We start from the raw sequence: 13,408 nt of genomic DNA on the forward strand, positions 1-13,408 counted from the left end.
TCGCGAGCTGCGCTCGCTCCTACCCGGTCGGCGCCAACCCTGTGGCCCCCGGCCCGGGATCAGACGGTGCCGATCTCCCCGCCATCATTACGCTGGATTACCACCGTCGACGAGCGTGGCCGTACCGCGAGCCGATGATCTGGTAAAGCCACAGGAGATCGCGTTTTCACCTGTTGACGGTGGGCCTGGTAGGAGCGAGCGCAGCTCGCGATGGGCTGCAAAGCAGCCCTGGCATTTTGAGCCGCGAAGCTGAAAACCCGGGGCCGCTGCGCGCCCCATCGCGAGCTGCGCTCGCTCCTACCCGGTCGGCGCCAACCCTGTGGCCCCCGGCCCGGGATCAGACGGTGCCGATCTCCCCGCCATCATTACGCTGGATTACCACCGTCGACGAGCGTGGCCGTACCGTGGCGCCCGCTGGGGTCGCATCGGTGGCCTTGTCGGTGTTGGGCCAGTTGTCCGGGTGCTGGATGTTGATGAACAAGGTCTTGTTGTCCGGGGTAAAGGTGATGCCCGTCACCTCGCAACCGTTCGGCCCGACGAAGAAGCGACGCAGGTCCACCTGGTTCTGGGCATTGATCGGCACCTGCTTGCCGCTGGCATCGACCAGGTCGGTGGGAATCACCGCCAGCAACTGGTCGTTGGTGTAGTCGGTCACCGTGGTTTCGCCGTTGTCGGTTTCGAACCACAGCACGCCACGGCTATCGAAGCTCATGCCGTCGGGGCTGGCGAACTGGTTCAGCTCGGTCAGGCCCGAGCGGTTGATGTCGGCGGTGCCGGCGGCGTTGGCACCAAACACGAAGATGTCCCAGGTGAAGCTCAACTGGTCGTCGCTGTCGTGCCAGCGGATGATGTGGCCATGGCGGTTCGGCCCACGTGGGTTGGCGGCATCGACCTTGGCCGCGGTGCGCGCGCTGTTGTTGGTCAGGGTCAGGTAGACATCGCCATTGAGCGGGTTGACCGCGGTCCACTCCGGGCGGTCCATCGGCGTTGCGCCCAGCGCATCGGCGGCGCCGCGGGTGTTGAGGATGATGCCCGGCAAGTCACCGTACAGCGCACCCAGGGTGCTGCCGGCGGTGGTCGCACTGGCGACGTCGAGCAACAGCCACACCCCGCTGCCATCGGCATTGAAGCGCGCCACATAGAGTTTGCCCTGGTCCAGGTACTTGGCACCGGTGGCCAGGCGGTCGGCCGGGTTGGCATCGGCGGCGTCCCACACGGCAGTGGACACCCACTTGTACAGGTACTCGTTGTTGGAGTCGTCACCCATGTACCAGACCAGCGGCTTGCCGGCCACCGGCAGGCCCGGGCAGCAGCCTTCGTGGCGGAAACGGCCCAGGGCCGTGCGCTTGGTGGCCAGGGTGCTGCTGTTGTACGGGTCGATCTCGACGATGTAGCCGTAGGTGCTGGCCTCGTTGCGGTAGTCGTCGGTGGCGCTGGCGCCCTTGATGGTCACGTCGAAGCGGGCGAACTCATCGTTTACCTCGCTGCTGTCACCGGCGGCGGTTTCCCACTTGTACTGGCCGCTGGAGGTGCCCACGCCGATGCGGCGCTGGTCTTCGGGGCGGGTGCCCTTGTTGACGAAGATGCCCGGCCAGTTCTCCTCGCAGGTCAGGTAGGTGCCCCACGGGGTGTAGCCGTTGCCGCAGTTGTTGTTGGTGCCACGGCAATGGGTGCCGGCGCTGGAGTACTTGGTCTTGACGTGGTCGGTGCCACGCAGGGGGCCTGTCAGTTCCATGCGCGAGGCGGTGGTGAAGCGGCGGTTGAGCGGGTCGTTGTCAATCACCTGCCAGCGGCCATTGACCTTCTGCAGGCGCACCACGCCGGCGCCGTGGGCGTTGATCTCCTTGCGCACTTCCTCGGCCGGGCGGTTGCCGCTGGTGTCGCTGGTCGGGCCACTGGGGTGCAGCGCGGCCGTGTCGATGTACTCGAAGTTGATGGCCAGCAGGCCGTCGTCGGAGCTGCCGTTGATGGGGAAGAAGTGCATGCCGTCATGGTGCATGCCCATGGCGTTGGCCTGGTCGGTGGAGGTGTTGCTGCCGTCCGATTTCCAGGGGTTGCCGTTGCTGTTGATCGGCGTGCCCCAAGGCGCCAGCACATAGGCGCTGTAGCCGGCAGCGATGACGCAGGCGTCGGTGCGCGAGCCAGGGATGGACTGGAAGCCCAGGGCCATTTTCGGTGTTTCCGGCTCCGGTTCGGTGACCGGTGGCGTGGTCACCGGCGGCTCGGTGACCGGGTCGTCGTCGGAGCCGCCACCGCTGTCGAAGCAGCCGCTCAGGCCGGTACCGGCGATCATCGCGATGGCGGCGCCCAGGCTGCCGCGCATTACGCTGCGGCGGCTCAGGTAGGCGTCCATGACAGTGGCCATCGGCAGGTTGCCGCTGGTGTTGCGGTCCAGGTTATCGCCGGATTCTCGACTCATCAGGTGTCCTTATAGTGGCTGAGTGGGAGGAAACCGCGACTTTAGGGAGCGACTGTGATGATTCATTGGCAAAAATATTAATGGGTTTTTAAAACTGTAAGTTCTTATTACAAGATCACACAGATCGATTTGGAATGGCTGTCGGATTTCTGCCATTAAACTGTCATGCCTACGCCGCAACATCCGGGGCCCTACACGAACGCGGATAAGGATGGCGGGGGCGATGGCAAGCAGAGTGCACAGGCGCGAAGTGATCAGCTGGATGGGCGTGGGTGCACTCGCGCCGCTGCTCGGCGCCTGCTCCGCATTGCCCGGCCAGGGCGGTGGCAGCGCCCGCGTCGACCTGCTGTACGTCGCCGATACCCTCGATGCGCGCCTGCCTGGCCTGCCGGTGGTGCCCGCCACCCGCCTGGGCCCGGTCAGCCACCTGGGGCGCGCGCCCTGGATGACCGGCCCCAGTGCCAGCCTTGCGCACCCTCAACTGGCGGCCTTGCTCGACGCCAGCCAGGCGGGCGACACCCACCTGGGCGGCTATGCGGTACTGGCCGCCTTGCTTGAACAACTGCGGGCCGAGGCCGGTAGTGCTGCCAGCCTGACCCTGGAAAACGGCCAAGGCTGGAACGGCAGCGGCCTGGCCTACCTGACCCAGGGTGAAAGCGGTGTGCAGGGTAGCCAGCTGCTGGGCAGCGAGGTGCGGGTGAGCAGCGATGAGCGCGTGCTCTGGCCCGCGCGCAGCGCCGCGTTGTACCGCCAGTCCAGTGCCGTGACCTTGGGTGGCGGCCTGGCCGATGACCAGCGCAACGCCCTGGGCCTGGCGCCATTGAAAGTGTTCGAGCGCGGCGGTGCGCGCATCGCCGTGGTTGGCGTTACCGACCCCTATGCGCAGGACCAGAAAGCCTCGCTCAAGCAGTGGTACCAAGCATTGCAGCCGGTCTTCGAACAGGCTCGCCGCGAGGCGGACCTGGTGGTGGCGTTGGCCGATGTCGGCACCGGGCCGGGCCTGTGGCTGGCCGAGCGGGTGGGCGAAATCGACGTGCTGCTGTGTGCCCGCGGCCAGGACCTGTGGCCCGCGCCGGTACAGGTGACCCAAGCCAGCGGCCGGCGTGTGCCGTTGCTGTTCGCCGGTTGCCGCGGCAGTGGCGCCATGCGCCTGCGCTGTCAGCAAGTGGCCGGGCAATGGCAGTTCGACGGGCGCTTCTTCCCAGCCTTTGCCCAGCAACTTGGCCCCGCCGCGCAACTGCGCGCCAGCCAACTGCAGGGTGAGCTGCGCCAGCAACGCGCCGGCCACGCGGCCTGGCTCGATCAGCCGCTGGCCCGCGCACCTGAAAGCCTGTGGCGCCGCGATACCCGTGGCGGCAGCTGGGACCGCCTGCTGCACCAGGTCCTGGCCGATGACAGCAGCATGCCGGTGCTGCTGCCGGGCCTGCGCTACGACTACCCCCTGGCAGCGGGCGAGGCCATTACCCGTGAGCACCTGATCAGCCTGACCGGCGGCTACCCGGCGCCGGTGGTCGAGGCGCCGGCGCGGCAGGTCGAGCAGGTGTTGGAAAACGCCGCCGAGCAGTTGTTCGGCGACCCGCTGCTGCTGGACAACAGCCAGGACCTGCCACGCTGGCAGGGCCATGCCTGGCGAGTGAGCTACAGCCCCCAGGGCAAGCGCGTGGCCGGGTTGGAGCCGGTGCAGGGGCTGTGCCGCACCTTCGGCCTGCAGTTCGATGCCCAGGCCGGCGAGCCGCTGTGGCAGCGGGTCGAGGGCTGGCTGGCGCGCCAGCGCCCGGGTTGGCAACTGGCGGCCTTGCAGCTGCCGCAGGTGCAATACGTACAGGGCCACCCTGGCTGGCATCCCCGCCAGGTGACGGCATGAACCTCGGTGCCCGCGCCGTCACCGGCGGCTTGCTGACCCTGGCCGGCTGGCTGGCGGCCCAATGCGTGCTGCAACTGGGCCGCCAGCCGCAACCCCTGCTGCCCACCCTGCCGCCGAACACGCCGCTGCCGGGCCTGCTGGTCGGCCATTGGCAGCCAGCGGCCGATGACGGCGCCATCCGCCTCACGCGCCTGCCGCTGCAGTACCTGGGCGGGCTCAAGGCGCAGCCGCTGTCGGCCAGCATCGTGGTGCTGCGTTATGGGCAGCAGGTCCGCACCCTCGGCCGTGGCCAGCGCCTGGCGCCGGGGATCGTGCTGCAGGACATCGACGCCGATGGCCTGATTTTCGACAACCAGGGGCGGCGCGAGCGCCTGCCCTGGCCGCCACGCCCCGCCGTGACCGGCTTCAAGCGCCAAGGATGAACGATGCCTGTCCGCTACTGTGTGGCCGCTGTCCTGAGCCTGGCCCTGTCGCTCGCCTGGGCCGAGGAGCCGGAAACCTTCGGTGACGATGGCACGCCGCTGTACGAGGTGAACTTCGTCGACACCGAGCTGGGCGAGTTCATCGACAGCGTGTCGCGCATCACCGGCACCACCTTCATCGTCGACCCGCGGGTCAAGGGCAAGGTTACCGTGCGCACGGTCGACCGCCATGACGCCGATGCCATCTACGACATCTTTCTGGCCCAGCTGCGCGCCCAAGGCTATGCCGCCGTCGACCTGCCCAACGGCAGCGTGAAGATCGTGCCCGACCAGGCCGCGCGCCTGGAGCCGGTGCCGGTCGAACCCGCTGGCAAGAAGGGCGAGGGCAGCGATGGCGTGGCCACCCGGGTGTTCAACGTGCGCAATGCCGCCAGCGAACAGATGCTGGGCATTCTCAAGCCGCTGATCGACCCGCGCGTCGGCGTTATCACGCCGTACCCGGCCGCCAACCTGCTGGTGGTTACCGATTGGCGCAGCAACCTCGAACGCATCGACAGCCTGCTGCGCCAGCTCGACCAGGTCAGCGACGAACCGCTGCAGGTCATGCCGTTGCGCCACGCCAGCGCCGCCGACACCGCGCAACTGCTGACCCGCTTGCTGGCACGCGAGCAGGGCGCCGACGCCACCCAGGTGGTGGCCGACCCGCGCCGCAACGCCTTGCTGGTGCGTGGCAGTACCGACCGGGTCAGGGCGCTGTTGACCCAGCTCGACCGCCCCAGTGACAACCTGCACAGCACCAATACCCAGGTGATGTACCTGCGCCATGCCAATGCTGGCGAGGTGGTGAAGGTGCTGCGCGGCCTCAGCCAGGAAGGCGCCGCGCCCAGCCAAGGCAGCGGCGAAGGCGAGGGCAAGGACAAGCCGGTGATGGCCACCGCCACCGACTCGGGCATTCGCCTGGAGTACGAGGAGGGCACCAACGCCGTGGTCATGGTTGGCCCCGACAGCGAGCTGGCCGCCTACCGCTCGATCGTCGAGCAGTTGGATATCCGCCGCGCCCAGGTGGTGGTGGAAGCGATCATCGCCGAGGTGTCCGACAGCCGCGCCCAGGAGCTGGGCGTGCAGTGGCTGTTCGCCGATGAAAAGTTCGGCGCCGGCATCGTCAACTTCGGCAGCAACGGGGTGAACATCGCCAATATCGCCGGCGCTGCTGCCAGCGGTGACAACCAGGCCCTTGGCAACCTGCTCTCGGCCACCACCGGCGCCACCGCTGGCATTGGCCATTTCGGCGGCGGCTTCAATTTCGCCATGCTGGTCAACGCGCTCAAGGGCAAGAGCGGCTTCAACCTGTTGTCCACGCCTACCCTGCTGACCCTGGACAACGCCGAGGCGTCGATCCTGGTGGGCCAGGAAGTGCCGTTCGTGACCGGCTCCGTCACCCAGAACAACGCCAACCCCTACCAGACCATCGAGCGCAAGGAAGTTGGGGTAAAGCTGCGCATCAAGCCACAGATCAACATCGACAACAGCGTGCGCCTGGACATCGTGCAGGAAGTCTCGTCGATCGCCGACTCCAGCGCCGCCAGCGATGTGATCACCAACAAGCGCGAGATCAAGACCAAGGTCATGGTCGAGGACAACGGCCTGGTGATTCTCGGCGGGCTGATCAGTGACGAACTGAGCACCAGCGACCAGCGCGTGCCCTTGCTCGGCGACATTCCCGGGCTGGGCCGGCTGTTCCGCTCCGACGCCAGCAAGAACACCAAGCAGAACCTGATGGTATTCATTCGCCCGCGCATCCTGCGCGACGGCCCGAGTCTGGCTGGCTTGAGCGAAGACAAGTACCGCACCCTGCAGCAGACCACGCCACTGAAGCTACCGGCGCTGGCAGAGGATTCATCCCTGCTGCAGGCATTTCCGTCCAGCCGCGCCCGCCTCGAAGGCGGCAACTGGTGATGCTGCCCTACCGCCTGGCGCGCCAGGCTGGCCTGGCCATGGCGCCGGCCGGGCAGGGCTGGCAGCTGTGGCTGCGGCGCGATGCCGACAGCGCCCAGCTGCAAGAAGTGCTGCGCGTGCACGGTTGCCCGGCGAGCCTTGAATACCTGGAGCCCAGCGCGTTCGACGAGCGCCTTGGCCAGCTTTACCAGGCCGGCGCCGGCGCCACCGAGGCCCTGATCGAAGGCATTGGCGAGCAGGTCGACCTGGACAGCCTGATGAGCGAAATGCCGCGCATCGAAGACCTGCTGGAAAGCGACGACGAAGCCCCGGTGATCCGCCTGATCAACGGCCTGTTCGGCCAGGCCCTGCGCCTGCGCGCCTCGGATATCCATATTGAAACCTTCGAGCAGAGCCTGGTGGTACGCCTGCGCGTCGACGGCCACCTGCGCGAAGTGCTGCGCCCGCCACGGGCGCTGTCGGCGATGCTGGTGTCGCGCATCAAGGTTATGGCGCGCTTGGACATCGCCGAGAAACGCCAGCCCCAGGACGGGCGCATCACCCTCCGTGCGGCGGGGCGGGAGGTGGATGTGCGCGTCTCGACCCTACCTGGCATTCATGGCGAACGGGTGGTGATGCGCGTGCTCGACAAACAGGCCAGCCTGCTGGCGCTGGCCAACCTGGGCATGCCGGCCGCCGCCCTGAGCGGCCTGTGCAGTTGCCTGGCACGGCCCAACGGTATCGTGCTGTCCACTGGCCCCACCGGCTCGGGCAAGACCACCACGCTGTACGCCAGCCTCAACAGCCTCAATGACGGCAGCCGCAATATCCTCACCGTCGAAGACCCGGTCGAATACGCCATCGCCGGCATCGGCCAGACCGCCATCAACCCACGTGCCGGGCTGACCTTCGCCAGCGGCCTGCGCGCCATCCTGCGCCAGGACCCGGACGTGATCATGCTCGGTGAGATCCGCGACCAGGAAACCGCACAGATCGCCGTGCAGGCCAGCCTCACCGGCCACCTGGTGCTGTCGACTTTGCACACCAACAGTGCGGTGGGGGCGGTCACGCGCCTGCGCGACATGGGCATCGAGCCGTTCCTGATTGCCTCGTGCCTGCGCGGCGTGCTGGCCCAGCGCCTGGTGCGCCGGCTGTGCAGCTGCGCACAGGCCCAGCCGCTGCAGCCGGCCGAGCGGGCGCTGTGGCCGGAGTTGGCAGCGCTTGCCAGCAGCTACCACGCGGTGGGGTGCGAGCACTGCCAGGGCAGTGGCTATGTTGGGCGCCTAGGGCTGTATGAATTCATTGAACTGGACGCAGGCCTGGTTGGCTTGCTTTACGACGGCGCCAGCGAACTGGCGATGCAGGATTACCTGGCCGGGCGCCGCCAAAGCCTGGTGGCGATGGCCAGCGATTGCCTGGCCCGCGGCGAAACCAGCCTGGCCGAAGTGCTGCGCGTGGTGCAGGGCTGACCGATGCCGACCTTTCGTTACCAGGCCGTCGACCTCGCCGGCAAAACCCACAAGGCCAGCCTGCAAGCCGACAGCGAGCGCCATGCCCGGCAGCTGTTGCGCGAGCAGGGCCTGTTCCCGCGCCAGCTGCAGCGCCATGAAGCCGGCGGCCGCACGCCACGGCGCCAGCGCCTGAGCCGTGCCCAGCTGTGCGAACTGACCCGGCAACTGGCGACCTTGACCGGCGCTGGCATCCCGTTGGTCGACGCCCTGGCCACCCTTGAACGGCAGCTGCGCGAGCCGGCCCTGCACGGGGTGCTGGTGGCCCTGCGTGGCTCGCTTGCCGAAGGCCTTGGCCTGGCCCGCAGCCTGGCCCGCCAGGGCGCGCCGTTCACCGGCCTGTACTGCGCGCTGGTGGAAGCCGGCGAGCGCTCCGGGCGCCTGGCCCAGGTGCTGACCCGCCTGGCCGACCACCTGGAACAGGTGCAGCGCCAGCAGCACAAGGCACGTACCGCGCTGATCTACCCCAGCGTGCTGATGGGCGTGTCGCTGGCGGTGGTGGTGGGCCTGATGACCTTCGTCGTGCCCAAGCTCACCGAGCAATTCGCCCATGCCGGGCAGAGCCTGCCCTTCATCACCTCGGTATTGATCGGCCTGAGCCAGGGTTTGGTACAGGCCGGCCCCTGGCTACTGGGGCTGGCGCTGGTCGCCTGCGTGGGCGGCACCTGGCTGTTGCGCAAACCGCATTGGTGCCTGCGCCGCGACCGCCTGCTGCTGCGCCTGCCGCGCATCGGCAGCTTGCTGCAGGTGCTGGAAAGCGCCCGCCTGGCGCGCAGCCTGGCGATTCTCAGCGGCAGCGGGGTGGCCCTGCTCGAAGCCCTGCAGGTGGCCACCGAAACCGTTGGCAACCGGCGCATCCGCCAGGCCATGGAGCAAGTGCGCCTGCAGGTGCAGGGCGGCACCAGCCTGCACCGTGCGCTGGACGCCAGCCAGCAGTTCCCGCCGTTGCTGGTGAACATGGTCGGCAGCGGCGAGGCCAGCGGCACCCTGGCCGACATGCTCGAACGGGTCGCCGACGACCAGGAGCGTGGCTTCGCCCGCCAGGTGGACACCGCGATGGCCCTGTTCGAACCCCTGATGATCCTGGTGATGGGCGCCGTGGTGCTGTTCATCGTGCTGGCGGTGCTGCTGCCGATCATGCAACTCAACCAGGGCCTGCAACTGTAGATGACAAGGAGTATTCCCATGCAGCATCGACGCAACCGCCAGCGCGGCTTCACCCTCATGGAAATCATGGTGGTGATCTTCATCATCGGCCTGTTGATCGCCGTGGTCGCCCCCAGCGTGCTGGGCAACCAGGACAAGGCCATGAAGCAGAAGGTCATGGCCGACCTTGCCACCCTTGAGCAGGCCCTGGACATGTATCGCTTGGACAACCTGCGCTTCCCCAGCAACGAGCAAGGCCTGGCCGCGCTGGTGAGCAAGCCGACCCAGGCGCCGCTGCCTCGCGCCTGGCGCAGCGATGGCTACGTGCGCCGCCTGCCGCAAGATCCGTGGGGCACGCCGTACCAGTACCGCATGCCCGGCGAGCATGGCCGGGTGGATGTGTACTCGCTCGGCGCCGACGGCGTGCCGGGGGGCGAGGGCCAGGATGCCGACCTGGGCAACTGGGCGCTGTGACCGGTGCGCGGCCAGGCGGGCTTCAGCCTGCTCGAACTGCTGGTGGTGCTGGCCATTGCCGGGCTCATGACCGGGTTGGCGGTGGCCTGGGTCGACAGCGGCGCGGCCCGCGTCGACCAGGCGCTGCAGCGCCTGGCGGTGGAAACCCGTGCCCAGGCGGCGTTGGCGCGGCATGCCGGGCAGTTGCGTGGGTTGCGCTGGAACGGTCTGCGGCCGGAATTCGTGCGCCGTGAGGGCGATGGCTGGGTGGTCGAAACGGTCGCCCTGGGTGAGTGGCCCAAAGGCCTGCGCCCGGACTGGCCGGCCAGCACCCGGCCGCGCCTGCTGTTCACCCCGCAGGGGTGGGCGCAGCCTGGCACTGTGCGCTGGCGCTGGGCCGAGGGCAGCCAGCGTTGGGATTGGGAACGCGATGGCCGCTTGCGCGTGGCGAGCACGCCATGAAGCGCCAGCGAGGCTTCACCCTGCTGGAGGTGACGGTGGCCTTGGCGATTGCCGCCGTCTTGGCCGTCATTACCAGCCAGGTGTTGCACCAGCGCCTGGCCGTGCAGCACAACCTGCAGCAGCATCGCCTGGGTGTGCTGTGCGCGCGCGAGCTGCAGGCGCGCTTCAGCGTGGAGCAGTTCTGGCCGCCCGGCAATCAGGCCGATGGCGTGCTCGACCAAGGCGGTCAGGCCTGCCACTGGCAACTGCAGTTGCGCCGTACCGGTGTGCGCGACCTGCGCCGCGGCGAGCTGCTGCTGTTCGCCGACCGCGACCAGCGCCTGCCCCTGGGCCAGTACACCCTGTTCCTGGAGCGCCCATGACCCCAGCCTCCCACGATCCTTGTAGGAGCGGGCTTGCCCCGCGAACACCGGCGAAGCCGGTGCCATGCAGCGCGGCGCCTGCTTCGCGGGGCAAGCCCGCTCCTACAGGGGCCTTTGTTAGCGGATCAACCATGAAACGCCAGCAAACCGGCTTGACCCTGATCGAACTGCTGGTCGCCATGGCCCTGACCGCCCTGCTCGGCGTGATGCTCGCCGCCCTGGTCAACGGCTGGCTCAAGGTACGAGAGCGGCTGCAAAGCCCGGCCCAGGAAACGGATGTGCTGGAGTTCTGCCTGGCCCTGGAGCGGCGCTTCGACAGCCCGCTGCTACGCCGGGTGTACGAACAGCGCCTGCCACTTGCCAGCCACTGGCTTGACTGGCAAGCCGGGCAACAGCAGCTGCAATGGGTGGCCGCCAGCGCCGTGCCCGAGGCCGAAGGCGGTTCACGCCTGCAGCGCCAACGCCTGCGTTTCGAGCCCCGCGAGCAGCGCCTGGTGCTGGAAAGCTCTGCCGACCTTTACGCCGCCCAGGCCCCGCGCTGGGTGCTGCGCGAGCAACTGAGCCAAGTCAGCGCGTTCAGCGTGCTTTACCACCAAGGTGGCCGCTGGCTGCCTTGGCCTGCCGACCAACCCGCGCACCCCGGCCGTGGCGTGCGCGTGCAATTGCAGCGTGATGGAGCGCCTTATGCCTGCACCTTCGTTCTTCCCTGGGGGCGCTTATGAAACGTGATTGGCGCCGGCGTGCAGCGGCCCGGCCCTGGTTGCTGCTGCGCCCTGGCCAGCCCTGGGACTGGCTGTTGCTCGAAGCCGGCTGCCCGCCACGCGCAGGCCAGGGGCGGCCGCCGGAAAACCTGCAGGCACGGGTGGCGCTGATCCTGCCCGGTGAGGCCTGCAGCCTGTTCCAGGTGGCGGCGCCGCCCGGGCTCAAGCGTGAGGAATGGCCCCTGCTGCTGGAAGACCGCTTGCTGCAGCCGGCGGATGAAGTGATCTGCGCCTGCCTGTCGCGCGAGGCCCGGCAGCTTCGCCTGCTGGCGGTGGCCCGTGGGCACGTCGAGCCATGGCTTGCCCAGTTGGCCGAATGGGGGCTGCAGGCCGAGCGCTGTTGGGCCGAGTTCCAGTTGCTGGCGATGCCGGAGCCGGGCATGGCCTGTGCCTGGCAGCGAACCGAGCAGGCAACCCTGCGCCGGGGCCTCGATGCCCAAGGCCAGGAGCACTGGCTGTATTGGCCACACGCCCTGGGTGATGTCCCGCAGCAGCCCTGGGCCGGTTTGCGCGAGGTGGCGCAGCGCGGCGCCTGGCCAAGCCCGCTGGCGCCGCTCGACCCTTTGCCAAGCCTGTTCGACCGCCCCCGTCAGCGCTTGGCATTGCCGGTGCTGTCGCAACAGCAGCAGCGCCTGGCCGTGGCTTGCCTGGTGCTGGCCTGCGCCTGGGGCGGGCTGTGGTTGCACCAGCAGTGGCGGCAGGTTCATGCCTGGCGAGCTCAGGTGCTGGCCGTCACCGGCGAGCAGGCCGGCCCACGCCAGGCGGCCCAGGCGCTCAAGCGCTTGCGTGCCGGGGAGCAGCAACGGCTGTTGCGCGAGCGTCAGCTCGAAGCCCTGCAAGCACGGCTGCAGGCATGGCTGGGCGAGCACCCGGGCTGGCACCTGCAGGCAGTGCGCTTCGATGGCCAACGCTGGCACCTGCGCCTGAGTGGCGACGGTGCCGCGCCGCCCTGGGGCGAGATGGCCAGCACGGTGGGGGCCAGCGTGCAGGAGCAAGCGGGCCAGGTGGTATTCGACCTGGGGGCTGAGGCATGAGCGGGGAATGGATACAGCGGCATCGGCTGCTGCTGGCGTGGTGCCTGGTTGGCCTGTTGCTGGCCTGGCTGGGCGTGCGCGAGGGGGCGGTGCAATGGCGCGAGCTTGGCCAATGGCGTGCGTTGGCCGAGCAGGCCGCGCAATTACAAGGTGGCCCTGTCGTGAGCCTGGAGCGTTTGCGTCAGTCGGCCCAGGCACGGCACATCGAGTTGAGCGAGGTGGACACTGAGGGCCAGGGCTGGCAGTTGCGTGGCCAGGTGGCCAATGAACGGGTGTTGCAGGATTGGCTACAGAGCCTGCGTGCGGAGGGGGTGAAGCCGCTGCAGTGGGGGCTGGAGCAAAGCGCGGCGGCGCTGCGTTTCGAGTTGGTGGTGCAGCCATGAGCCGTGGTGGCTGGCTGTGGTGCGCGCTGGTGTTTGCCGTGACCTTGCTGGTGCAGCTGCCGGCGGCTTGGGTGGCGCGGGCTGTGGGCCTGCCGCTGGTCGATACCAGTGGCAGCGTCTGGCAGGGCCAGGCGAGGCAGTTGGGGCCGGTAGGGCCGCTGCAATGGAGCGTCCAGCCTTGGCGTTTGGCGGCTGAAACCCGGCTCGGTTTCCAGGGCCAGGGCTGGCGGCTGAATGCCCAGGGCTGGCCGTGGCGTTGGCGTTTGCAGGCGCAAGCGTTGGGTGCGCAGGCGGCGTTACCCACGGCGTATCGCCTGGCTGGGCAGTGGCAGGGGGCGTTGCAGTTACAGGGGGCGGGAAGCCGCTGCACGGGCAGTGACGGGCGTATCACGGTCACCGACCTTGCGTTGAGCGAGCCTTGGGCGCTGGGCCTGGGGCAGGGTTGGCTGGCGCTGGAGTGCCATGAAGGCTGGCGGGTGAACGGGCAGCTGGAGCAGCAGGGCCAGCATGTGGTGCAGGTGCAGGCGGACCTGATAAGGCGAAAGGCGCAGGTGGTGTTCGAGGTGCAGCAGGAGGCTGCATTGCTGCCGTTGTTGCGAGGGGCGCAGTGGCTGGGGCCACAGGCGTTGGCGGGGCGCCGGGAGCTGGGGTGGTAGGCG

Annotated in this window: 13 protein-coding genes; 12 read left to right on the forward strand and 1 reads right to left on the reverse strand. The window is 68.5% G+C overall.

All coding sequences use genetic code 11. The annotated features are described in order from the left end of the window. Positions 1-337 precede the first annotated feature (337 nt). Positions 338-2,419, reverse strand: a complete 2,082-nt coding sequence (locus F3J44_RS24695; protein ID WP_167276912.1) for a PhoX family phosphatase — start codon at positions 2,417-2,419, stop codon at positions 338-340. A gap of 223 nt (positions 2,420-2,642) precedes the next feature. On the opposite strand from F3J44_RS24695, the gene F3J44_RS24700 reads away from it, so the two are divergent. The 12 genes from F3J44_RS24700 to F3J44_RS24755 all read left to right on the forward strand — a co-directional run bounded on the left by F3J44_RS24700 (position 2,643) and on the right by F3J44_RS24755 (position 13,405). Further along, positions 2,643-4,283, forward strand: coding sequence for a lipoprotein UxpA (locus F3J44_RS24700; RefSeq protein ID WP_167276914.1), 1,641 nt, complete (start codon positions 2,643-2,645; stop codon positions 4,281-4,283). Beyond that, a complete protein-coding gene (locus F3J44_RS24705) occupies positions 4,280-4,705 on the forward strand; it encodes a general secretion pathway protein GspB (protein WP_167276917.1) in 426 nt (141 codons plus the stop codon). The genes F3J44_RS24700 and F3J44_RS24705 overlap by 4 nt, the downstream gene beginning before the upstream one ends. A 3-nt stretch (positions 4,706-4,708) precedes the next feature. Next, positions 4,709-6,661 (forward strand): type II secretion system secretin GspD, encoded by a 1,953-nt coding sequence (gene gspD, locus F3J44_RS24710; RefSeq protein WP_167276919.1) that lies wholly within the window; start codon positions 4,709-4,711, stop codon positions 6,659-6,661. Continuing rightward, complete coding sequence (locus F3J44_RS24715; protein ID WP_167277062.1) at positions 6,661-8,109, forward strand: GspE/PulE family protein; 1,449 nt, start codon at positions 6,661-6,663, stop codon at positions 8,107-8,109. Before gspD ends, F3J44_RS24715 begins: the two co-directional genes overlap by 1 nt. 3 nt (positions 8,110-8,112) lie before the next feature. Beyond that, positions 8,113-9,315, forward strand: coding sequence for a type II secretion system inner membrane protein GspF (gspF, locus tag F3J44_RS24720; protein WP_167060277.1), 1,203 nt, complete (start codon positions 8,113-8,115; stop codon positions 9,313-9,315). A gap of 18 nt (positions 9,316-9,333) precedes the next feature. Then, positions 9,334-9,768 carry a type II secretion system major pseudopilin GspG gene (gene gspG, locus F3J44_RS24725; RefSeq protein WP_167060274.1) on the forward strand — a complete coding sequence of 145 codons (435 nt, stop codon included), beginning with the start codon at positions 9,334-9,336 and terminating at the stop codon, positions 9,766-9,768. Between the two features lie 3 nt (positions 9,769-9,771). Further along, on the forward strand, positions 9,772-10,209 hold the full coding sequence (gspH, locus tag F3J44_RS24730; RefSeq protein ID WP_167276922.1) for a type II secretion system minor pseudopilin GspH: 438 nt from the start codon (positions 9,772-9,774) through the stop codon (positions 10,207-10,209). After that, positions 10,206-10,571 (forward strand): type II secretion system protein GspI, encoded by a 366-nt coding sequence (locus F3J44_RS24735; protein WP_167276925.1) that lies wholly within the window; start codon positions 10,206-10,208, stop codon positions 10,569-10,571. Before gspH ends, F3J44_RS24735 begins: the two co-directional genes overlap by 4 nt. A 131-nt stretch (positions 10,572-10,702) precedes the next feature. Next, entirely contained in the window at positions 10,703-11,293 is a 591-nt protein-coding gene (locus F3J44_RS24740; protein ID WP_167276927.1) for a type II secretion system protein J, read from the forward strand. Next, complete coding sequence (locus F3J44_RS24745) at positions 11,290-12,366, forward strand: type II secretion system protein GspL (RefSeq protein ID WP_167276930.1); 1,077 nt, start codon at positions 11,290-11,292, stop codon at positions 12,364-12,366. The genes F3J44_RS24740 and F3J44_RS24745 overlap by 4 nt, the downstream gene beginning before the upstream one ends. Continuing rightward, the gene (gene gspM / locus F3J44_RS24750) at positions 12,363-12,749 is read left to right on the forward strand and encodes a type II secretion system protein GspM (RefSeq protein WP_167276932.1); all 387 of its coding nucleotides are present in this window, start codon (positions 12,363-12,365) and stop codon (positions 12,747-12,749) included. The genes F3J44_RS24745 and gspM overlap by 4 nt, the downstream gene beginning before the upstream one ends. Next, positions 12,746-13,405, forward strand: a complete 660-nt coding sequence (locus F3J44_RS24755) for a general secretion pathway protein GspN (RefSeq protein ID WP_167276935.1) — start codon at positions 12,746-12,748, stop codon at positions 13,403-13,405. Before gspM ends, F3J44_RS24755 begins: the two co-directional genes overlap by 4 nt. The last annotated feature ends 3 nt before the right edge of the window (positions 13,406-13,408 follow it).

The organism is Pantoea sp. Tr-811, assembly GCF_011752535.1.
Classification (GTDB): domain Bacteria; phylum Pseudomonadota; class Gammaproteobacteria; order Pseudomonadales; family Pseudomonadaceae; genus Aquipseudomonas.